Origin of the sequence: Chryseobacterium hagamense (assembly GCF_007991455.1) — a bacterium.
GTDB classification, from domain to species: Bacteria; Bacteroidota; Bacteroidia; order Flavobacteriales; family Weeksellaceae; genus Chryseobacterium; species Chryseobacterium hagamense.
In genome coordinates this window covers 48,578-71,301 of record NZ_BJYJ01000019.1, presented here as the reverse complement: position 1 = coordinate 71,301, position 22,724 = coordinate 48,578, and the positions used below count along the sequence as shown (strand labels likewise).

13 protein-coding genes are annotated in these 22,724 nt (G+C 44.9%); all 13 read right to left on the bottom strand.

What is annotated here, in order from left to right; all coding sequences use genetic code 11:
* Nucleotides 1–821: 821 nt before the first annotated feature.
* Entirely contained in the window at nucleotides 822–1,196 is a 375-nt protein-coding gene (locus CHA01nite_RS14905) for a VOC family protein (protein WP_146942753.1), read from the bottom strand.
* A 30-nt stretch (nucleotides 1,197–1,226) separates the two neighbouring features.
* Nucleotides 1,227–1,994 carry a helix-turn-helix domain-containing protein gene (locus CHA01nite_RS14900; protein WP_146942751.1) on the bottom strand — a complete coding sequence of 256 codons (768 nt, stop codon included), beginning with the start codon at nucleotides 1,992–1,994 and terminating at the stop codon, nucleotides 1,227–1,229.
* A 64-nt stretch (nucleotides 1,995–2,058) separates the two neighbouring features.
* Complete coding sequence (locus CHA01nite_RS14895) at nucleotides 2,059–2,307, bottom strand: hypothetical protein (RefSeq protein ID WP_146942749.1); 249 nt, start codon at nucleotides 2,305–2,307, stop codon at nucleotides 2,059–2,061.
* A 238-nt stretch (nucleotides 2,308–2,545) separates the two neighbouring features.
* Nucleotides 2,546–5,074, bottom strand: a complete 2,529-nt coding sequence (locus CHA01nite_RS14890) for a glycosyl hydrolase 115 family protein (protein WP_174771832.1) — start codon at nucleotides 5,072–5,074, stop codon at nucleotides 2,546–2,548.
* Between the two features lie 250 nt (nucleotides 5,075–5,324).
* Nucleotides 5,325–7,214: a sialate O-acetylesterase gene (locus tag CHA01nite_RS14885; RefSeq protein ID WP_228458426.1), complete on the bottom strand. Its 1,890-nt coding sequence runs from the start codon at nucleotides 7,212–7,214 to the stop codon at nucleotides 5,325–5,327.
* Between the two features lie 32 nt (nucleotides 7,215–7,246).
* The gene (locus tag CHA01nite_RS14880; protein WP_146942747.1) at nucleotides 7,247–9,187 is read right to left on the bottom strand and encodes a glycoside hydrolase family 97 protein; all 1,941 of its coding nucleotides are present in this window, start codon (nucleotides 9,185–9,187) and stop codon (nucleotides 7,247–7,249) included.
* A 2-nt stretch (nucleotides 9,188–9,189) separates the two neighbouring features.
* Nucleotides 9,190–10,566, bottom strand: a complete 1,377-nt coding sequence (locus tag CHA01nite_RS14875) for a glycoside hydrolase family 43 protein (RefSeq protein WP_146942745.1) — start codon at nucleotides 10,564–10,566, stop codon at nucleotides 9,190–9,192.
* A gap of 758 nt (nucleotides 10,567–11,324) precedes the next feature.
* On the bottom strand, nucleotides 11,325–12,734 hold the full coding sequence (locus CHA01nite_RS14870) for a glycoside hydrolase family 43 protein (protein WP_146942743.1): 1,410 nt from the start codon (nucleotides 12,732–12,734) through the stop codon (nucleotides 11,325–11,327).
* Nucleotides 12,735–12,743: 9 nt separating this feature from the next.
* Complete coding sequence (locus CHA01nite_RS14865; protein ID WP_146942741.1) at nucleotides 12,744–14,768, bottom strand: NPCBM/NEW2 domain-containing protein; 2,025 nt, start codon at nucleotides 14,766–14,768, stop codon at nucleotides 12,744–12,746.
* A 3-nt stretch (nucleotides 14,769–14,771) separates the two neighbouring features.
* Nucleotides 14,772–16,148 (bottom strand): glycoside hydrolase family 43 protein, encoded by a 1,377-nt coding sequence (locus CHA01nite_RS14860; RefSeq protein WP_146942739.1) that lies wholly within the window; start codon nucleotides 16,146–16,148, stop codon nucleotides 14,772–14,774.
* Between the two features lie 9 nt (nucleotides 16,149–16,157).
* On the bottom strand, nucleotides 16,158–18,617 hold the full coding sequence (locus CHA01nite_RS14855; RefSeq protein WP_146942737.1) for a glycoside hydrolase family 31 protein: 2,460 nt from the start codon (nucleotides 18,615–18,617) through the stop codon (nucleotides 16,158–16,160).
* Between the two features lie 210 nt (nucleotides 18,618–18,827).
* Nucleotides 18,828–20,753, bottom strand: a complete 1,926-nt coding sequence (locus tag CHA01nite_RS14850; protein WP_146942735.1) for an alpha/beta hydrolase-fold protein — start codon at nucleotides 20,751–20,753, stop codon at nucleotides 18,828–18,830.
* Nucleotides 20,754–21,008: 255 nt separating this feature from the next.
* Nucleotides 21,009–22,619 (bottom strand): glycoside hydrolase family 43 protein, encoded by a 1,611-nt coding sequence (locus tag CHA01nite_RS14845; protein ID WP_228458425.1) that lies wholly within the window; start codon nucleotides 22,617–22,619, stop codon nucleotides 21,009–21,011.
* Between the last annotated feature and the right edge of the window lie 105 nt (nucleotides 22,620–22,724).

Sequence of the window (22,724 nt, the reverse complement as noted above, 5' to 3'; positions counted from 1 at the left end):
GCCTCCGTGTCCTTGTTATCCATTCGGAAGATAATCCGGATACGAGAGATAAAAAAGAGTTATGTTTTCATCGTATTCTGTGGTTTGGCGGGTTGGTCTGTTTTATTTTCAGAAAAATGTTTATGACAGAAAATTATTACTGAATATCATTCTTCATTATGGGAAAATCGTAATGATTTTAAATCACTGACGAATTAAAACACAGTCTTTATCAAAAAAATTCAATAAGTATGAAATTATATTCCATTATGAATAAAATTTCACATTCCGTTAAAAACAAATATAAGATTCTATTTCAAATAAATGTATAATTTACACTTTATTTTTTCAAATGAATGATCCCTGAATTTAAACAAATCTAAACCAAGACATATATAATTGAGAATCAAAAACGTAAATATCATCATTATAATGATTTAGATTTTACAAATTTTGTTTTCAGAAGTATTAAATAATTGATTTTCATCTTCAAAAACCCTGTTCTGAAGAAAAAAAATTAACCGAAAAGTGGGTCTGTCATCACAGATCGGACGAAACGGTGAAATATTCTGTAGGTTGACGTGAATCCGGATCATGTGAAAAACAAACGGTATTTGAGGATTAAGCCCCTTCAGGGTTTAAACAAATTCATTTATGATTCATCCGAGCAATGCCGCGATCACTAATACCGCACTTTCAGAGCCTAATGGTTCTGCCGCCGATTTAAAAAAAATTAAATCCTGTCAAAATTCACATTATTAATTCTAAAAAAGAAAACTTCCATCAAATTTGCTTTAACGGAAGTTATTTTTAATCGATTTAAACAGTACTTAAGCGATGTTTTATTTAAACGGATTCACACTGATCTCAATCATCAGCTGCTCAAAATAGAAGTAAAACCCGAACGTATTCCTGATTTTCTTTGGTTCGGCATCCAGCTGTAAACCTTCGTGTCCTTTCAGTTTGTTATACAGTTCCCAAACCGCTTCTTCATCCTGCCGGTAAAACCCGATGTGGAAATTCTCCGGATATTCCGGTATACCTTCCTGCCTGTTTAATTCCTGTCCCCAAAGCACCAAAACAAACTGATGACTGTTTTCCAGTACGGCCATTTTGCTGTTGCGGTTGACGATTAAACTAAATCCCAGATAATGGGTAAACAGATGAACGGCCGGATCTACCTCTTTCACGACCAGATTGATATGATTTAAATTCATAATGTCTCTTGCTTGATTAACAGGACAAAATTAGTCTTCGGGCATCATGCTCAATTGGATAAATCGGTCGTTTTCGTTTTTATTTAAAAGGGTAGGCTTTACCCCTGCGAATTTTTTTACCTCCCTGATGAAATGGGACTGGTCGCCATAGTTCAGTTCCGGATAGAAATTGCCGTTTTTGACCTGTCTCATGGAGTTTGAAAAACGGATGATGTTGAGGTAAGCCTTTAACGATAGGCCCAGCCACTTGTTGAAATAGCGGTTTATCTGGCGGCTGCTCCATCCGGTCTGTTGTGCCAGTTCGTTTACCGTAACGGCTCCTTTCGAAGAATAAATCAGTTCAAACAGTTTGAGTTTCCGGGAATCTACGGCTTTTGTTAAATTCAGGGAAATAATGTTGCAGGCCTTTTCATAAAAGCGTTCAAGATCTGAAAAGTCGTCGTTGGAGAATCCCCAGTAACCGCCAGGAAGCTTCTGTCTGCTGTTTTTTAAATCTGCAAAAGACCGTTTAAAAATATATTCAGCGGCTGCCGGATGAAAACTCATTACAAACATTTTTGATTTCGGAAACGGCGGTTTGATTACCGGACCGGTAAAGATCCCGGACATAAAGATTTCAAAGCTTTCATCCTCCATCACCAGGACAGCCAAATCTATTTTCCCATCCGGAACAATAATGCTTCCTTCCGTTTCATCCGCATGGTATTTCATCATCCAGATGCTTTCTGCAAGATCTTTCAGTACGCCATCAGGTTTCAGCGAAGCATATTCCAGTTGATTTTTTGTTGAGTGTATCATAACAGGCTGATTTTAAAAGACGATAAATTAATGTAATTTCACCCCGCTTTGTTTTTGACAATATTTAATTACTCTTTTTCATTTTGTCTTTTAAAAACTGAAGATGTTTTTCAGCATTAAAATCTTTAGCGATTCCACTGTCGATTCCTTTCCGGATTGCATCTTTCAGGATTTGAATTTTGTTTTCTGCGCTTCGTTTCATTTTATTTATTTTTAAATCGGTTGGGTGAATATTATGATCAGTAAGAATGGGCTTTAGCCCATTTACCCTACGATGCATCATAATCGGCTTTAGCCAAACATTATTATTCATAAGCTTTGTCTAAAGCCGGATTTTAACCTCATCCATTACATCGGGCTAAAGCCCGACGCTATTGATAAATCCTTTTGCTCATTGATTTTCAAATACTTTATATTATTCTCTCTATTAAATTATGCTATTTAAAATCAATAGATTAAAGTTACCGAATTTTCCGGTTGAATTGAATGGCATATTAAATTACCAAAAGAAAAACCACCGGAACAATCCGATGGTTTCACATTTTATAAAATTATTTTCCGGTATAATCACTTTCCGGGGCACCGAGATAGCTTGGTTTCAGTCCACCGGTATCGATCAGGATTTTCTCCAGGACAATTCCCGGTTCCAGCACCCTGAACCGCAGCGTGTGATTTCCGGGCTGTGAAATCTGATGCCTGGTCATCGATCGGATAATGTGTCCGGACTGCCATCTTCCCAATTCACCTTTGTAATGGCCATTGAAATTTACTACCTGCGGGGCCTGTCCGTCGAACGAAATTTCATAGCGCAGTCCTCTGTTGTGATTGAAATTCAATGTCGGAGCCAATAGCAGCTGGACTTCAAATTCACCTTTGGATTCAAAGTTCAGGTCATATTCCAGATATATGTTTTCGTCAGGTTTAGGATAAGCATTCTGCGGAAAAGTGGTCACGCCGGATTTTGTTTTCCCGAAATCAGGAATCACTTCCCAGTGGATGCGGTCTGAATTCTGCATCCGGGCAAAATGTTCCGCTTCGATGGAAACATAGCCGTCTTTCTCCCGGAAGACTTTTTCTTTCGGAACTTCCGCATCGGAAACGTAGGTTACTTCAGGCATGATATTTTCCTTTCCGTCGGCCCAGGTTTTGTAACCGATCCGCATCTGGTCCATCATGTGCTGCCATTTTCCGCCGGCCATTACATGATTATAATAGTTATCCAGATAAGCATTTCGTTCGAAACACAGTTTTACCTGATCGGCGTATTTATTGGCTTCCGGATCTTTTTTAGCGGCCAGTTCTTTGTTCCTGGCCACGGCATAATACATTTCGTACAGGTTGCTGCAGGCATCAATCGGGTACAGCACCAGCTGGTAATAGGCATCCTGGTAATCCGCAGGAAGGTCCTGTTTCAGACGCAATGCCTTTAATGCTAAAGCCCGGTAATCATTCAGGACGGTTTCAAATTCATTGTAATTCTGGAGGCTGTATGTTTTCCAGTCCAGGGTTTCTGGCGTTACGCGGCGGTTGTATTTTGCGTAGGTGTTGATCATTTCCGCAATTTCTTTGGCGTGTTTTTCACCAAACTGCTGCGCGGACCATTTTTCTGTGTATTGAAACAGATTTTTTGAATTAAATTGTTTAGGGCTCCAGGCCATGTCCAGGAAAAAGCTGATCGGGAATTCCATCGGTTTCAGGTCCCCCACATTCACTACCCAAACCTTATCCACTTGATGCTCGTAGGAAAGGTTCATCTGCTCCCAGATGCGCTGGATCGGACTGATGTTGATCCACTTGGAGTTTCTCGGTCCGCCTACGTAATCGAAATGGTAATACATTCCGTAACCGCCTTTGTGCAAAGGCTTTGAAAGGTCCGGAAGTTTTCTCACGTTGCCCCAGTTGTCGTCGCAGAACAGCAGGATGACATCATCCGGAACACGCATTCCTTTGTCATAATAATCCTGAACTTCTTTGTACAACGCCCAGACCTGCGGTGTCCTTTCCGGTTTTTTCCCGGTGACATCGGCAATGATCTTCCGTTGGTCTTTCACGATTTTCTCAAGTAAGGAAATATTGGTACCCTCTCCCATCGCTTCATCGCCGTCGCCCCGCATGCCTACGGTGACCAGCTTTTCCCAGTTTTTGCTTCTTTCCATCCCGGATCTCCAGAATTTCTGCAGAACATCGGCATTTTTAGCATAATCCCAGACATTCGGCAGGTTGTTTCTTTTGATGTACCGGTGCCAGTCGGTCTGTGCCAGTGCCATCGGTTCGTGATGGGAAGTTCCCATAACAATTCCCATTTCATCGGCCAAAGGACCGCTCAGGGCATCGTCATCATAAAACGCTTTCCCCCACATCGCCGGCCAGATATAATTGCCTTTCATCCGCAGGATCAGCTCAAATACTTTTTCATAGAATTTGGAATTAATGCCGCCGAAAGTAGCTCTTGCCCAGCTTCCCAGTGAAGGTTCTTCATCGTTCAGGAAAATCCCCCGGTATTCTACGGCAGGTTCTCCGTCGGTGTACATTCCTCTTTTAAAGTATACGTTTTCCTTTCTCGCGACCGGCACATCCGCCCAGTAATACCAGGGCGAAACACCGATCTGTTGCGACATTTCGTAAATCCCGTAAATCGTTCCCCGCTTGTCGCTTCCCGCAATCACAATCGCTTCGGAAACACCCGGAAACGGATTGCTTACATTCTGGATGATATATTTTTCATTTTTTCCCATCAGGGATTTTCCGTCAAGCTTCTTTTGCTTAATCAGAGCATCGATGGTTTTGCTTTTACCAGCTTCACCGATGATGATGAGCATTCCGTTCACCCCCGAATTTTGAGAAATAAGCGTAGGCTGAATGCCGGTTACTTTCTGAAAATCTGACTGAAGGTTCGCCACTGCACGGAGAATCCCTTTGTCCGAATCGCTGTCCGAAAACAGCGTCAGTCCTGAACTGCCTTCTTTCAATCCCATCGAATTTTCCGCCTTCACAAAAGAAATAAACGGGTCGGCGGCTTTGACCATGGTTGTAAAAACCAAAGTGACCAAAAGAGAAAAATAGTTGAATATCGTCTTCATAATCGTTATTTATTGCGTATTTATTTAATAGATCGTTTAAACTTTTTATTTAATCACAAAAGCTTTTTGGCACATAAGTCACATGAGATGAAGGTTAAAATATTACAGATATTTTAGACCATAGGAGATTAAAAATCAAAGATTTTTAATCTTTTAAGAACTTTCTATATTCTCATCATTGCGGTATTGTCCTTTGTAACTTTTGTGGTTAATTTTTGGAATTAGTTTAAATAGATTAAGTGATCAAAACTTACCAGTCATCCGTTCTGAAGGGCGATGCCAGCAGACCTTCTGCATTTTCCAGATTGGCTTCTTCGGGATTGTTGCTCCATGCATACCGTACCGCTACCGGTTTTTTGATTTCCTTGCTGCTGACCACAACGGTATTGCCTTTGATTTTGGCTTCGGCCCAGACAAACTTTTTATCGCTTCCGGCAATGGCAAAATGTTTCAGCGCTCTGTTTCTGCTTTTCAATCCTTTTCCTACGTTGTCGAATGAAAGGATCACCGTTGAATTTTCTACCTTCATCGACTTAAAGACAGGGCCGCTGCTGACCAACCTCTCACCGTACACCAGTTTACGGGCGGCCAGGAACAGCCGTTTTGCCATATCTTTTTTATTAAGGGGATGAATGTCATTCCATTCCCCCAGATCATAATTCACGCTCATTACGGTATACGGAACCGTCTGTGAAGTCTTAAACTGGGCTTCACGGATTCCCGCCCATCCGCTTGGAGCATTGGGATCGTCTGTTTTTTCCATAAAATTGGGAAGCTGGACCAATAAAAACGGCATCTGTTTCCATTGAAACACTTCCCTCCAGTTTTCGATCAGGTTTTCCAGAAGAACGGCATAATTCTCAGACTGGCCGGCGTTGCTTTCGCCCTGATACCAGATGGTACCCCGCACTTTGTAATCGCGGATCGGGTAAATCATCCCGTTGTATAATCCGGAAGGCGTATTCCGCAGATTTTTCAGCTTCGATTTATAATCTTCGTCTCTGCTTATATCCCGGCCGATATTGTATTTCCATTCGCCCGTTAAATCAATCACAACACCGTCTCCCACGATTTTATAAGACTTGTCGGCAACGAATTCACCGTTTCCGAAGTTAGACGTAAGCTGGATGGCGATTGTATTTTTCCCCTTTTTTAAAATTCCGCCGGGAATGTCATATTTCCTTGGTGGATAGGTGTATGAAGTGGCACCTACGATTTTTCCGTTGACGAAAACCGAATCGCTGTCGACCATCACCCCAAGGTACAGCCGGGCAAACTTTCCGTCCATGGAAAGGGGAAGGTCAAAATTTTTCCTGAACCAGACGGTTCCTTTGGCCTGGATTCCGTTTTCTTTCCATGTTCCGGGAACTTTTGCTTTCTGCCAGTCTGCGTCGTCAAAATCCTTCTGATTCCAAAGATTCCTTCCTTTGTCGAGTTTTGAGGAATTGAGTGCGGACAATGCCTGCTTATCAATCAGGTTATTGGGAAAATCCTTCAGATGCTCCTGGCTGATCCAGCTCTGAATGACCGAACCGCCCAGGCTGGAAACCAGCATTCCCTGCGGAATTTTGGTATGTTCATACGCTTCAAGTGCGTAAAAATAAGCAAAAGCGGTCCAGTTCATCACTTCCGAAGCCGTTCCGGTGAACCATTTTCCGCCCGTTGCGATGTTCTCCTGAACGGATTCCACATTGTTCTGGGTAGGCACTTTGAAGTATCTGATTTTATTGAAATCCGAAACATTGATTTCCGGGAAACGGTCAGTTAGCCGGGCAATAGGCGTTTCCATATTGGATTGTCCTGATGCCAGCCAGACATCGCCCACCAGGATATCCCGGATCGTAATTTCATTGATTTCCATCACAAACGGACCACCCGCTTTCTGAGGCTTCAACTTTACAGACCATTTCCCGGTCTTGTCCGGCGAAGTATTGTAGGTTTCATTGCGGAACCTGATGGTAATGTTTTCGCCCTGATCTGCCCAGCCCCAGATTTTTAACTCTACATCACGCTGCAGCACCATTTTATCACTGACCAGATCCGGGAGTCTTATTTTCCCGAACGAGAGCTGATGGGTGAAAACAATCATCAGGAAGATCATTTTAAAGATTATCGACGGTCTTGAATATCCGGTTTTCATTTTTAAGGCTTATTTTAAATTTACAATCAGGATTAATGAATTACAAATCCGCCTTTTGACCGGATTTCTATTTTTAATTCCCCGTTTTTGCTGATGGTAACGGATTTTTCTGAAGTGATCCCTTTTGCATCATCATTGATGAGTTTTACTTTTTTTCCGGCCAGCATCGGAAGTTTTAACGTCAGTTTCCGAGCCGTATTTTCAGCATTCACGCCGGCAACATACCATTGGTCCTGATGTCTTCTGGCAATCACGGAATATTTCCCGGGATAACCGTCGATAAAAACCGTCTCGTCCCATAACGTCGGGATTTCCTTCATAAAATCCAGCTCGAATCCAGGAGCATCTTCCAGATTATTCGGCATGACGGCAAACATCTGAACCGGGTTCTGAAATAATACCGCCGTTGCCAATTGGAAGCCGTCTGTCGTGTAGCGTTTGTTTTTTTCTTTATTGGATTTTGTTAAATACTTGTTCAGGAAAGTTCCGCCGAATTCCATACTTCCGACCGTGTTCCGGATGAATGGGTGGAGTGACGCAAAAAAGGCTTCCTGCTTCCGGACATCTTCTGAGAAATACAGCATTTCGGAAGCCAGGACGGCTTCGCTTCCGGCGTAGTTCGGGTACATGACTTCCCAGCCTCTCGGTAAAGTGGCCCCGTGGAAAATGATGGTAATACCGAAATCGTTGGCATCGGAAAGGATGTCTTCGTATAACCTCATCGTTTCCTGCTTGTCGCCGCCGAAGAAATCCACTTTCAGCCCTTTGATGCCGATTTCCTTCAGCCATTTCATTTCTTTTTTACGTTCGATGGCAGAGCTCATTTTATTCCTCGGACCCATCGGTGCATCATTCGCCGCTCCATTGGAATTATACCACAGCATAACGCCTACATTTTTAGATCGCGCATACTGAACGAGTTCCCTCATCCGTTCTTTGCCTATATTTTTATCCCAAAGCGCATCCATCAGGATGAACTGGTAATTCATAACCGCGGCCAGGTCGATGAATTTCTTCTGGTCGTCGTAATTCATGCTGTTGTCCTGCCACAGGATCCAGCTCCAGGTCGATTTTCCGAAGCCGTATTTTTGCGAAGGCGCATACATCGGCTCCACAACATCGAAGGGAACGGTGGTTTCCACAATCGGCTTCAACGATTCACCGATGGTAATGGTTCTCCACGGTGTTGTTCCCGGCAGCGAGATGGCTGCGCCGGTGCTTCCGAAACCGTTGTTCTCCGCCATATCCGGATACGCGACCTGGTACAGATTCTTTTCAGCTGTCATATCGAGATGGGAAGCGCAGTACAGGCTGTTTACACCGGTTTCGGACAATAAAATCCAACCGTCGTTCCCGATATGAAACAGCCCCGGAAACACGTAACCGTAATCCGCTTTTGTTCCGAGTTCCGCATCGGCTTTATATCCGCTTTCGTAGCTCGGTGCGGTTCTCGCAAAACCGGTCATCGGCTTCATCATCGGAGACAGAAAAGTCGTGGTCTGCGAAGGAAACCGGTATCCCGTGATTTCCGACTGGACCACTGCGCTCAGACGGTCTTTCATCGGCTGGAGATCGTACCGGAAAGCAATATTGTTATTGCTGACCTGGAAGGCTATTCCGAGCTGGTACTGGTCGGCATTGGTAAAATGAACGGTCAAAGTATTCGCATGGTAAGTCACCTGTGATTTTTTGATCTTTTCATTGGTGTAGGTTTTTGAAACCAGATCTTTCTTGCTATCAGTGAATTTTAAATTTTCAGAAAAATCGGATTCGTTCGTAGTTAAACCTAACGGAGATTTTTCCAGCATGGTTTTTCCCTGAAACGTTACGTTGTAAAGTGCCTTTCCGTTTTCCGAATAGACGCTCAGTTTCAGTTTTCCGTCAGGGCTCAAGACCTCAGCGACCTGCGCCGTCACCGTATGCACCAAAAGAATACCGAGGGTAAGAGATAATTTAAAAAAAAGTTTATTCATAATCAGTTATTTTCAAGGAAAGTCCAGTAATCGAAAAACATCACATCCTTTGCTGCTTTTCCGTTAAATATAAAATACAGGTCGTGAACACCGGTGATTTTTTCTTTCAGCTGGGTCTTCACGGTCTCCCAGCGGTCGTCGCCTCCGGTGAGCGGTACCTTCACCGTAGCGATTACCGGTCCGGTAAGGCTGTCCGAGCGAACATCCATCGTTACATCGCTGTTGTGTGTAGTCCCTACCCTTGCCGTAAAACCGGCGGCTCCTTTTTTGCCGAAATCTACATTTTTCACACGGGTGTAAGCGCCGCTTTTTTTAGCCTTAATGAAAACACCGGCTTGTTTGTTCTGATACGATTTTACGTTTTCCGACCAGGCAATGGTCTCGGCCTGGTTGAAGGCATACGGATTGACGGAGGTAATGGCTTTGGTAATTCCATTCGTCATTTTAATGGGTGAAATGGAACCGTCTTTATTAAAATTAAGTTCCTCAATGCTCACTGACCTTGTAAACCCGCTTCCGCCGGGCAATGCGCCGTTGTGATAGAAGAAATAGGTTTTGCCTTTGAAATCAATCACTCCCGGATGGTTGGTAAAGGATTTCCCTTCGGTCGGCATGACAATCCCGCCGTATTTCCACGGTCCCTGCGCACTTTTACTGGTGGAATAGCCGATGAACTCAGGAAGCGGACCGCCCGGCCAGAAGAGGTAATACAGGTTTTTCCTTTTGTAAAGCCACGGACCTTCCTCATATTTGGTCGGCCGCTCCGGGTTTTCTTTTCCGTCCCTTTTCCCGAAAGATTCAGCGGTCATCGGAACTTCCACAATATCGCCGGAATAGGATATCATATCCTGATTCAGCTTTACATATTTCAGTTTCGGGTTTCCCCAGTACATGTGGGCCTGACCGTCATCATCCACGAAAACGGTCGGATCGATATCGCCCCATTCGCTCTGCACCAAAGGTTTTCCCAGTGGGTCGTGAAACGGCCCGTACGGACTGTCGCCCACTGCCACTCCGATTGCACCTTTATTGTTGGTCTTAGACCACATCGGAACGTACATGAAAAATTTGCCGTTCCTTTCAACACACTGTGCCGCCCAGGCATCCCGCTTGGCCCAGTCGAAATCATTATAGGAAAGAATGGTGCCGTGATCGGTCCAGTTCACCATGTCGTCCGTGGAATAGACTTTCCAGTCGTTCATGGTAAACCATGTTGAATCGTCTTCATCGTGGGTGGTGTACACGTACAGCCTGCCGTTGTAGACCATCGGTGCCGGATCAGCGGTATAGTTGGTCTGGATGATGGGATTCTGGGCAATTAATTCTGCCGAACATCCCAGCAGAAAGAGGCAGAGTATGGATTGCAGGGTCTTTTTCATATTTTCTATTTCATTGTTTTTTGAACACTAAGGGCACAAAGTTTTATTTTAAAAATTGCATATATTCGGTTTCACAAAGCCGCTGAAGCTTATAAGAGCATATACATCCTAAACAGAACTTGAAGCTTTAACATATGAGGCACACGAGATTCATTCTTCTGGTAGCTGAGCGGAGATGAAGCCCGCATATTTTTAGATCACATAAGATTAAAGTTTTTGTGTACTTATCTTACGTATTCCATTTAACTTTAATAAGCAGTATCAATATCTTTTGTGGCTTTTGACTTCGTCAAACCTTCGGTTTGTGGCTAAATATTCTCGTTTTGGCTTTGTGTAAACCACCCCGTCAAAAATTCTTTGAATTTTCGCCACCCCTCCATGGGAGGGAATTTTTATTCCTTTGGTATTTAACACATTGCATTTAATTTTTAACACGTGAGGTACATTAGATTTATTAGTTTTAAGTATTGCATATTAGGATATGTGAGATTAAAAATCTTAGATTTTTAAAGCTTTTATGAGCTTATCTGGCGTTAATTACATTAAACTTTAATAAGCGGTATCAATATCTTTTGTGACTTTTGACTTCGTCGAACCTTCGGTTTGTGGTTAAATTTTTCTTTATGGGTTCAGGTCATCTTTTGATTGCATCAATGAAAATCTTTGATTTTCTTCTTCTATGATCTAAAATACTCGCAACGCATAAAAATCAAATCTCATGTGTTAAAACTTTTGTTGATCAAATTCAGACGTTTCATTTATTTTTTCTGAAAACTCCAGGAATCGAAGTTAAAGAGCTTTCGTCCGGCGGTGATATTTTTTCCCTGAAAGACAAAATAGACATCATGGACACCGGAAACGGATTCTGATACAGTTGAAGTTATGGTTTTAAAGTCTTCCCAACCGCCGGTTCTCGGGATTTCGATCCGGGCAATTTGAGTCCCTTTTACATCATCCAGATGAACTTCCAGGATCCCGCCGTCGATTCCTGCGGCTACGGAAGCTGAAAATGCGGTTGGTCCTTTTGTTCCGAAATCTACCGCCCGGACTTTAATGTAGCCCCCGGTCCGGATATCGGAAACGTAAACGCCGGTTTTATTATTTTCGGAAGTGCTGCATTTTTCCGACCACGCCATGGTTTCGGCTTCGTTTTTCAGGTAAGGATTCAAGGTTCCTACAGGATTTACCCCTTCTTTGGTAATGGCAATTCTCGGGATGCTGCCGTCGGCATTGTATTTAAATTCTTCGATCGCCGTTGCCCGCCCGTAGCTTCCGCCGTTCGGCAATAGAGCGTTATGGTAAAACAGGTACGATTTTCCTTTGTAATCGATGATGCCACCGTGGTTGGTAAAGCTGTTGGTCGGCTGATCGGTCATGATTTTTCCACGGTATTTCCATGGTCCTGTAGGCGAATTGCTTGTTGCGTAGGACAGGCATTCCGTCCTGTTGGTCATTCCGGCGTACATCATGTAATACTGCCTACTCCGTTTGTAGAACCACGGCCCTTCCACATAAACATCATCGAACTTTTCCTGTTTCTGAAGGACTTCATCACTTTTTCCGGGCCGCCGCATTCCTCCGAAAGATTCTACCGACTGCGGGACTTCCGTTATGGGACCGTTATAAGTAGTCATGTCTTTATTCAGTTTAACATAAAACAATTTGCTGTTTCCCCAATACAGATAGGCCTGTCCGTCGTCATCCACAAAAGCCGTCGGATCGATGTTGTCCCAGGTTCCTGTAGTGACCAAAGGTTTTCCCAGAGCATCTTTGAAAGGGCCGGTCGGGCTGTCCGAAACGGCTACCCCGATCGCCATATTGTTGTCCACCGTCTGTGCGCAGATGTACCAGTAGAATTTGCCGTTGCGCTCCACACATTGTGCGGCCCACGCCCGGTCTCTCGCCCAACTGAACGATTCGAGTGAAATAGGAGATCCGTGATCGGTCCAGTTCGCCATATCGTCCGACGAATACACGTGCCATTTGGTCATCGTATAAAAATCGAATCCTGGCTGATCGTCTCCGGTGTACAGGTACATCCTGCCTTTGTAAACCATCGGTGCCGGATCGGGTGTGAAATGCGTCTGGATCACGGGGTTCTGTGCAGAGATCGTAAATCCTGCCAAAAGAAAAGATAAGGTAATATATTTTAATCGTTTTTGAATCATAACCGGTTATTATTTTAATGGACTCAATTTATAGTAAGCAACCCCATGAGCGGGAATATCCAGCGGCAGGCTTTGGACAGCAACATCAATTCCGGCCAGGTCTTTCTGTCTCCAGAGATCCCTTACGGTCTGTTGGCCGGAGATACCCAGCTTTTTAAAGTCTTTGTAAGAAAGTTTTGCCTTTTCCCTTCCGAAATTGGCAAAGGCCACTGCTTTTCCACCGTCTTCAAGGTCTTTTACATAGATCTTCAGCTCACCGATGGTGTTTAAACAAATACCCTGTTTTCCCAGAGCATCCTGATTGACGGCAATTACCTCATCGTTTGTCAGAAGGTTTAAGGTAAAATCATCCAGCTTTTCAAGGTCGCAACCGATGAGCAGAGGGGCGGAAAAGATGCTCCAAAGACTGATGTGGAGATACTGTTCATCGGGTTTCAGCTTGCTCTGGTGCGGATTTCCCCAGCCGACCACGCCTACGACCAGCATATCCGGATCATTCCGGTTGCCGGGTTTTGCGTACAGAGCGGCTTTATCCTGCGCAAGCGCAATACTTTTTACGCTGGCCCAGGTATCGGTAATATCGTTGGTGGTGCGCCAGGATTGGGCATGGGTTTCATCACCCCATTTCCAGACATCGCCCATCCCATACTGGCAGAGGTTGTAGACAATATCCCTCGGCTGTCCGTAGAGCAGGTCGCCCATCAGTTTAAATGGCTTTACCCCTTTATCCAGATCGCCGCCGCCGTTGAATGCCAGTGAAGGAACTTTGCTTGGGTCGTTATCCGGCAGGCCGTCGATTACGCCGCCGTAGCTGCACCAGTCGTATTTCAGGTAATCGACGCCCCATCTGGCGTAGCTTTCGGCATCCTGCTTTTCGTAGCCGTAGCTTCCGGCACATCCGCCGCAGGTCCAGGGTCCCGGAGAGGAATAGATCCCCATTTTCAGTCCGTTGGCATGAATGTAATCGCCCAGGTTTTTCATATCCGGAAATTTGGAGTTGGTTAAAATATAGCCGTCCTTATCCCGGAACTGCCCTTTGAAAGACGGGTCTTTCCCGTCCCGGTTGTACTGCCATGAATCATCGATGTTGATGTAGTTCCAGCCGTGGTTAACAAGGCCGGATCTCACGAGAGCGTCCGCGGCCCGCTTCACTTTGTCGGCTGATACTTCGTGCCCGAAACAGTTCCAGCTGTTCCAGCCCATGGTTGGTGTCAAAGCTATTTTGTCCCCGCTTTCTATTCTTAATTTTTTTGAAACTGAGCCTTTAGCATTTTTAGCTGATAAAAGGACTTCGTAGGTTCCTTTCGTATCTATTTTTCCGGTAATGATTCCGGTTTGAGAATCTATTGTTAAACCTTTAGGAAGGTTTTTCGCTGCAAAAGCCATCGGACGTTCTCCTGTTGCCGGAATCCTGAACAGGAAGGCCGAACCGGGACGGACGCCGTAGATTCCTGCGGAATTGATTTTCGGTACTGCTGCAGGTCTCGGGGTTAAAATATAAGGCTCCGAAGCGATCGGGTTGAAGGTTTCCAAAGTAGAAACACCGGTAGTTTCAAAGCGGGCATCCACCCAGTCGGCATGATCGTAATAGGGTCCGTTACCGCCGTCCGTCACCACCAGTTCCAGCTGTTTAATCCCTTTTAAGGAAACCGAAACCGGCTTTGCCTGGTCTCCGAGGTGCATGATTCCGCTGGACCAAACCTTTTTGTTGTCGCCGTAAATCTCGAATTCCACAGCGGGCTCATGGCCTTTCATTTCATCATCCAGCCCGACCAATGCCGAGAACTTTGTGGCTTTTCCATTTAATTTAATCAGTAAAGAGCTTTCGGCATGAGTTCCGAAGCCCCGGTCGAAGGTTTTGCCGGCAATCGTAAGTTTTTTACCGTCTACGGAAGTATTGATCCCGGGTTTGCCGTTCCCCTGTGTGGCAACACTCAGGTCAAGTTTGTCCAGCCATACGGCGGATTGGGCTTTGGATATCTGACCTGCCAGTAAGAAGGCTATGGAAAGTATGTGTATTTTATTCTTTAGCATGATTTAATTCATTTCGTTAAATTTCCACCAGTCGAAATAGAAAAGGTCTTTCTCTCCCTTGAAAATAAAATAGAGATCGTGAATGCCTTTACTGTTTTTCATTGGGGCAGTAACGGTCTTGTAAAGATCGCCCTCACCTTTTCCGGTAACCTGGACGGTGCCCAGCAAAAGCCCGTCCGGCGCATCGGTTCGCACTTCTATTTTTCCGCCGTAAAGGGAAGCGGCATTCACATCCAGAGATTTAATTCCCTTTGAAAAATCAACGCCCTGTACTTTGATGTAATCTCCCTGATTTATAGAAGTGACAATGATACGATCGGTGATTTTCTTACCGCGGTTATACGGCTGATTGCGCTCCCACTCCGTCACCATTTCGGTTTTCACGCCTTCGCTGTAGGCCATGGTTTCGGCCTCGACTTTTTGATAAGGATTAAGGGTCCCCACTCTCTTTGCGCCGTCCGCTGTCCAGAAAGGAAGTTTCCGGATCGAACCGTCTGCATTATAGGTAAGTTCAGTGACACTGACGGACCGGCGTTCGTAATGTTTGCTCATGGTCTGCATCCTGAGCATGTGGTTGAACCCGAAAACATAGGATTTCCCTTTAAAATCGATGATCCCGGGGTGGTTTCCACTGGACCGCTGATCGCCGTCCATGATCACACCGCCATATTTCCACGGGCCGACCGGCGATTTCGCCATCGCATATCCGATTCCTTCAGGACAGCATCTGGAAGCATAGGCCATGTAATAAATCCCGTTTTTCTTCCATGCCCACGGGCCTTCCTGGTAACGGAAAGGATCAGGTGCATCTTTTACCTTGGCAAACGAAGGATCTTTGGTAATGGGCCCGGCGAGTGAAACCATATCTTCGTTCAGCTTCGCATACCAGAGGTTCGGGTTTCCCCAGTAAAGGTAAGCCTGTCCGTCGTCGTCAATAAAAACGGTAGGATCAATGTCATCCAGAGAATTTTTGACCAGCGGTTTTCCTATGGGATCTGTAAAAGGGCCGTACGGACTATCTGCCACCAGGACACCAATTCCCATATTGTTAGGCATCGGGCAGTACATGTAAAATTTGCCGTTTCTTTCGATGACCTGAGGTGCCCAGGCCCCGTTGTCGGTATTCACCCATTTGAAATCTTTGAGGGAAGCCACTACCCCGTGATCGGTCCAGTTGACCATATCGGTGGAAGTGTACAGCAACCAGTCTTTCATCTTGAACCCGAAAGCATCGTCTTCGTCATGGCTCGTATAAAGATAAACCGTGTCTTTGTATACCATCGGTGCAGGGTCGGCGGTAAACTTGGTCTGGATGATGGGATTCTGGGCAAATGCGGCCTGAAAGCATCCGAATATTATGGTTAAACTTAAAAATTTCATTGTTATACTTTAAGATGATTTAAAACTTACGCTGATCTTTTTCCCCAAATAAACCACGGTTTTCTGCTGGCCGTCCGGAAGAATTAAACTGAAATTTCTTTTTTCAATCATCCCGTTAAATTGGCCTTTCCTTGCTTCAACGGTAAGTGTCTTTGATTTTTCATTCCAGTGAAAAGGGATTTCGGCAAAGGCTCCTTTTTCATAGTTGTAATTGTCGAATTCATCTTCGTACAGAACAAAATCCGCATCCGTTCCAGGATAGATTTTTACGGTAAGGTTGTCCCATTTTTTCTCCGTGGCATACTGTACATCGGGCCCGAACGGAATAATGCTGCCCGCTTTTACATACAAAGGAATGTTTTGGATATTGACGGTCTTTTGAATTTCCTGACCGCCTCTGTGCTTTTCATTGGTCCAGAAGTCAAACCATCCGGCTCCGGCCGGAAGGTAGACCTTCATTGTTTTCGGTTGGGTAAAATCTACATTGGCAACGGGATTTTCTCTGCTTTCCTCTTTTTTATCCCAGCCCTGATTTTCATCAGTTTTCACGATTTTTTCAGGGGTATACTGGGGATTCAGAACAGGAGCGACGAGGAAAGATTTACCGAAGAGGTATTCACTGTTAATATCCCATGTCTTTTTATCTGACGGGAAATCCATCGGCAATGCCCTCAGAAAGCTCGAGTTGTTTTGGGAAACGTCACGGGAAACGGAATAGATATAAGGAAGCATCGCGTAACGCAATCGGATAAATTTTTCTATCGCATCATACACCACTTCGCCCTTTTGCCCGAACTGGTAAATTTCTCTCGGCACATCGGTTCCGTGGGAACGCATCATCGGGGTAAAGGTCCCGTATTGAAGCCAACGGACGTACAATTCCTGGAACATTTTGTTTTGTGCACCGCCGTTTCTTTTATAAACCCCGGCAAAGAAGCCGCCGATATCGGAATTGAAATTCGGATTTCCCGTCAGGCTGAAATTCAGTCCTGCAGGAACCTGATTGCGCAGGTTTTCCCATGAAGAATTGATATCGCCCGACCAGGTATTGGCCGCGTATCTCTGCTGGCCGGCAAATGCTGATCGGGTGAGAATAAAAACCCTCTTATCACTGGTTGTTTGACGCTGGTGATCATAGACCCCGCCTACCGTCATTAACGGATAGGCGTTCCTTACTTTCCGGAATGAGCCGAGATAGGTTCTGGTATCCAGATCTTCCGGCTTCTGGCTGAGGTGATCCGGTTCGGTAGAATCCATCCACCAGGAATCTACTCCGAGGCTGAAGACGCCCTTGTTCAGGTATTTCCAGTAAATATCCCTGGCTTCAGGGTTGTAGGCATCGTACACGCGGACCCCGGAAGGATAATTCATATCCGGAGGCCAGACTTCCCTACCCGACTCCGGCCAGGTCTTGAAGTTGAACAGCATTCCTTTCTGGTCCATCTCACGGTAAGGATTGGTCATCGGCCCGAAGGACGACCAGATGGAAACGGCAAGGTGCGCATTCCTGTCGTGGATCTCCCGGATCATCTTTCTGGCATCGGGAAAATCGGGACTGATGAAATCCATGGCATTCCACTGGTAATTGTTCCCCCAATACTGCCAGTCCTGGATGATGCCGTCCAAAGGAACTTTCAGGTCCCGGTACTTTTTAACCACTTCCGTCAGCTCATCCTGGCTTTTATACCGTTCCTTGCTCTGCCAGTAGCCATACGTCCACAAAGGAAGCATCGGTACATTTCCGGTAAGATTCCGCATTCCGGCCACCACACCGTCGGCATTCTTCCCATAGATAAAATAATAATCGATTCCTTCCCCGACTTCGGAAGAGAAAGAGGTTTTCTGAGGACGGTCTGTAAATTGGGTCGGCGATTCATTATCCCAGTAGATCCCATATCCTTTTACCGACTGAAAAAACGGGATGAAATCCCAGGTGTTGTTCTGAACCATTCTGACATCCGTATTCCGCTGGGACAATTTTCCGTTCTGTAAAATTCCAAGGCCGTAGATAGGTTCTTCTTTTTCCAGCTGAAAAGTTTGTGTTACGGAAAGCGTTTGATTCCCGGCATCATTAAATGGTTTAAAATCAGCGTCTGTCTCTTTCAGAAGCTCCTGTCCTGAGGTTGACCGGTATGTTATTTTTCCTGTTTTAACATCAATGGAGAGCTGTAAAGCATTTGATTTTACTACTATAAAACCTCCCTTTTCCGACACCGAAAAGCGGGTTTTCTGTTCTTTTTTAATAACTGCCAGGCTATTTTTTTCAAATGGCTTACCGGCAGGGTATTTCACCACCCGGATGATATCCGGTCCGTAAAACATGACTTTTACGTCCATATGACCAGCGGTAAAGCTCAGCCCCGAATCGTTTTTAACGTAGGCCTGTGCGTAGACAGATTGGTACCAGCCCGCCGTAATCATCATTACGGTGACGGTTGCTTTTTTGAGGTTGATATCTTTGTATTTCATGACATAAGAGGAGTTGAAATCAGGTTCAGATCTCTTTTTTTCATCAAATTTCAAAGCTGTCCGCTGCAGAATGCTGCAAATGACCAGTGGTGTTTTTTTGAGTAGTATTACAGACTTGCCGTATTATCTGTTTTCTGTGAAGTCTATGTATTATTTGATATGAATCTCTTATTTAATTATAAATTCAAGGAAATATTGATTTTTATACTGTTATCTGAAAAGCAACTGCGCAAAATTGTACAGGTTGTTTCTCCAAACCGGCCAGGTGTGGCCGCCCGGATATTCGGAGTAGGTGTATTTTATTCCCAGCTCATCCAGTTTTTTCATCATTACCTGACCGTTTTTGTAAGCGATATCTTCTTTTCCGCCCATGGAAATCCAGAAATTTTTAATGCTGGAATTGATCTGCGATTTGTTATCGGTCATAAACCGGTATTCCCTGTCTGCCGTTTCCTGAAGCGAGGGCAGGATCCATCCTGAGCTGAAAACCCCCAGTGACGAAAATAGGTTGTAGTTCTGAACACCGGTGTGCAGCGTGTAGATCCCGCCCATCGACAATCCGGCCAATGCCCGGTTAGCCGCATCTTTCTTAACCCTGAAATTTGTTTCGGCAAAAGGGATAACAGATTCTTTCATTTCTTTGTCAAAAAGCTGAAGGTTCCTGTCGCCGAAACTTCCGAATCCTGCAGGCCCGATGTTGGCATCAGGCATAACAACGATCATCGGTTTGGCTTTGCCTTCGGCAATGAGGTTATCCATAATCAGGTTTGTTTTCCCCTGCATGGCCCATCCGCTTTCATCTTCGCCACCACCGTGAAGGATGTACAGCACCGGATAAGATTCATTTGTATTTTTATCATATCCCGGGGGAGTGTAAATGAACACCCTTCTCCAGGAATTGGTCACTTTCGAGAACATATTCTGTATTCTAAGGTCTCCGTGAGGAACGTCTTTTATAGCGTAATAGCCATCACCTGCAAACGGCACCTCGATCCCGCTGGCATATCGGCCCATCCCGTAAAAGGATTTGCTGGAAGGGTCTGCTACCGGTACATTGTCGATCACCATCGAATAGTAATGGAAACCTTCGCTTAAAGAATCGGTGGTCGTCTTCCAGATGCCGTCCGAGTCCTTGGTCAAATCGTATTTTTTTCCAAGGTCGATCTGCACTTTCTGCGCTTCCGGTGCTTTCACCCTGAAGATGGCTTTTCCGTTAGGCATGATCTGCGGATACTGTGCGTTTCTGATGTTGGATTCTGCGGGAAGACCCAATACGGTAAAATCTGAGAAAGTGCTTTTGTCAACCGGCTTGAAAATGAGCTGTGAGAAAATATACAGATCATTTTTCCATACTTTAAAGTCGTGGCCTCCCGGTTCGATGTAGAAAATGTGCGGAATTTTATTTTGCGCCAGGTAATCGTGGGTCCTTTTACTAAATGGCATCAGTCCGTCGGCATCACCACATGAAATCCACAACAGTTTTAAATCTTTCGCTTTGGAAGGATCCGGAAGCAGCTTCTGCGGCTCCCTGGTATTGGGAGCAGATGAAAAGCCGCCTATCCATGCAAATCTGTCGATATTCCCAAGCCCGAAGTTCAGGGTCTGTCCGCCACCCATTGAAAGTCCGGCAATGGCCCGGTTCTCCCGGTTTTTTTTTACCGGCAGTTTCTTTTCCACATAAGGGATCAGATCGTTCAGCAGGTCTTTTTCAAAGTTAGCGAACGCTTCAACTTTGTCTTTGGCCATGATGTTGCCGGTTGCCCGGTCGTCCTTCATAGCCCTGCCGTTCGGCAGCACGACAATCATCGGCGTCAGTTTTCCCTGCGCATACAGGTTATCGAGGATAATCTGCGGCGTACCGTTTTTATACCATTCTTTTTCGTCTCCGCCAATACCGTGAAGCAGATACAATACCGGATATTTGGTCCCCTTTTTAAAGCCCGGCGGCATGTAGATCAGTGCTTTCCGGCTAACGCCTACCGTTTTTGAAGGGTACTGGATAGAATCTATCTTGCCATGCGGAATACCGGCATTGGCCACATCGAATCCCGCAGGAGCCTGCCTTTGGGTGTTCTGTGCGGTTACCGGTACCGCTGTCAGAAATGTGCCTATGATGAGTAGAGATGTAATTTTCATTGGTTTTTATTTGTAATTTTTACACTTATTAATTTAGGCAAAAAAATAAGACCGGCAAGGATTTATTTTTTCACTGTTGATTTATTGAATTTCTCTTTGCTTTTTATTGATGTCGCCCCTTCAGGACTCGGTTTTTCCGTTATGCATTTTTGTCATAGGGCTAACACCCAATGCTGATCTGAGCCGCTCTTTCAGGGCTTGTCATGTTCCTGTTAGCTTAACTTTAGCATTTAAAGTTTTCCGGTCATTCAGTTTTTATTTTACATCTGTTTTCACCCTGAAAAAATCCACATCCACAAAGCCTCCTAAGTTTTTGGTGGCATAATTGAAAACCGCAAACTTGGAACCCATAAAAAATCGGCGGTAATCGAAAATCATTTTATAGCCTTTTGCCATTTCCGTCCAGTTTTTCTGATCGGTACTATAGTAGAAGTCCGCTGAGTCTTTTCCGAGATTGAAATCGGCATCAATTTTAAAGTAGACTTTGTCCGTGTTTAAAGGGATCCGTTTTTTCTCTTCTTTTTTAACGCCGGTCACTGCCTTGGTTTTATTGTCTAAACTGACTTCATCGGTTGAAAACACCACGTACTTCTTGCCGCCTTCCATGACGACAGACAGGATCCCGGAATCCCCGTTGAATGCGCTAAAACCTGCCACATCACCGTCTTTCATTCCTTTCACATCCAAGGCGACGATGCCGCTGGATTCCGGGCCTTCCATTCTTTGAGTCAATGTGTTCGGAGCAAGGTACAGGTTATCCACTACCCTGCTGGTTTTCAATCTTAAAAACCCTTTTCTTTCGGACAAGGACCAGGCGGAATTAACGGGATTATGGTTCCACTGCCACTGGATTTTCATTTTTCTATCCGAAAATTCGTCGCTTTCTACCAGATGGTTCTTCGGCTTGAACGGTGGCATAGGAACCTGTCCGGTCAATGGCACTTTTCCATTATCGCCCAGCACCGGCCAGCCGTTTTCCCATTTCACGGGAAGTAAAACAGGAACCCGTCCTACCCCGTTCCTGTCCTGGAAAATAACGGAATACCAATTCCCGTTTTTATCATCAATCAGTGCCCCTTGTCCGGCATAGGAAAATCCGAGGAAATTATCTTCGAGAACGACTTTCTTTTCGTAAGGCCCGTTTACTTTATCAGCCCGGTACACCACCTGCCTGCGTTTTCCGCCTTTCGGCCAGGAGATCATCATCATGTAATATTTCCGGTCTTTTTTGATGATCTGGTTGCCTTCCAGCAATCCGGTTTCAGAAGCATCTTTCTGAAAAATCTCCGTGCCTTCGGGATTGCCGATCACGGTTTTAAAATCCGGACTCAGCTCAAAAACTTTATTGGAAGTAAACACATAGACCCGGTCGTCATCGTCAAAAAACAACGAAGCATCATGAAAATGCCTGGTTCTGGTGATGAGTTTCCATTTGGCTTGTTCAGGATTGTCGGTAACGTAAAAATACGATTTGAACGGTTCGTCATTCGGGGAAAACAGAACATAATATTGTCCTTTGTGATACCGGATGGAAGAGGCCCACTGCCCGCGCCCGTAGATCGTTCCGTTCAGCAGGTCGTATTTTGAATTATCATTTAATGTGTTAAAAACATAACTTGCCATTTCCCAGTGCACCAGGTCTCTGGAATGCATCACCGGCGCCCCCGGCATGAGGTGCATCGTGGTGCTGATGAGATAGAAATCGTCACCGTTCCGGGTAATGGATAAATCCGGGGCATCCGCCCAGATGATGGGATTGGTAAATGCCGTCGTTGCTTTCTGAGAAGGATTTACCTGGGCTGAGATTGGATTCAGCCCGATAAACCCCAAAAAAGAAACTATATAAAATGATTTTTTAATATTCAAGATTTGAAATTTTTATTTAAACGCAATGCCCGCAAAGATTTTTTAACTACCAACTGCTTTTAGGTTCGCAAAGGCGTAAACTCAGCAAAGCAATACTATTTTCAA

Coding starts and splice junctions, on each gene's coding strand:
- CHA01nite_RS14890 (WP_174771832.1), bottom strand. CDS start 5,074: ATGAAGACGATATTCAACTATTTTTCTCTTTTGGTCACTTTGGTTTTT.
- CHA01nite_RS14880 (WP_146942747.1), bottom strand. CDS start 9,187: ATGAATAAACTTTTTTTTAAATTATCTCTTACCCTCGGTATTCTTTTG.
- CHA01nite_RS14875 (WP_146942745.1), bottom strand. CDS start 10,566: ATGAAAAAGACCCTGCAATCCATACTCTGCCTCTTTCTGCTGGGATGT.
- CHA01nite_RS14895 (WP_146942749.1), bottom strand. CDS start 2,307: ATGAATAATAATGTTTGGCTAAAGCCGATTATGATGCATCGTAGGGTA.
- CHA01nite_RS14855 (WP_146942737.1), bottom strand. CDS start 18,617: ATGAAATACAAAGATATCAACCTCAAAAAAGCAACCGTCACCGTAATG.
- CHA01nite_RS14900 (WP_146942751.1), bottom strand. CDS start 1,994: ATGATACACTCAACAAAAAATCAACTGGAATATGCTTCGCTGAAACCT.
- CHA01nite_RS14850 (WP_146942735.1), bottom strand. CDS start 20,753: ATGAAAATTACATCTCTACTCATCATAGGCACATTTCTGACAGCGGTA.
- CHA01nite_RS14865 (WP_146942741.1), bottom strand. CDS start 14,768: ATGCTAAAGAATAAAATACACATACTTTCCATAGCCTTCTTACTGGCA.
- CHA01nite_RS14885 (WP_228458426.1), bottom strand. CDS start 7,214: ATGAAAACCGGATATTCAAGACCGTCGATAATCTTTAAAATGATCTTC.
- CHA01nite_RS14870 (WP_146942743.1), bottom strand. CDS start 12,734: ATGATTCAAAAACGATTAAAATATATTACCTTATCTTTTCTTTTGGCA.
- CHA01nite_RS14905 (WP_146942753.1), bottom strand. CDS start 1,196: ATGAATTTAAATCATATCAATCTGGTCGTGAAAGAGGTAGATCCGGCC.
- CHA01nite_RS14860 (WP_146942739.1), bottom strand. CDS start 16,148: ATGAAATTTTTAAGTTTAACCATAATATTCGGATGCTTTCAGGCCGCA.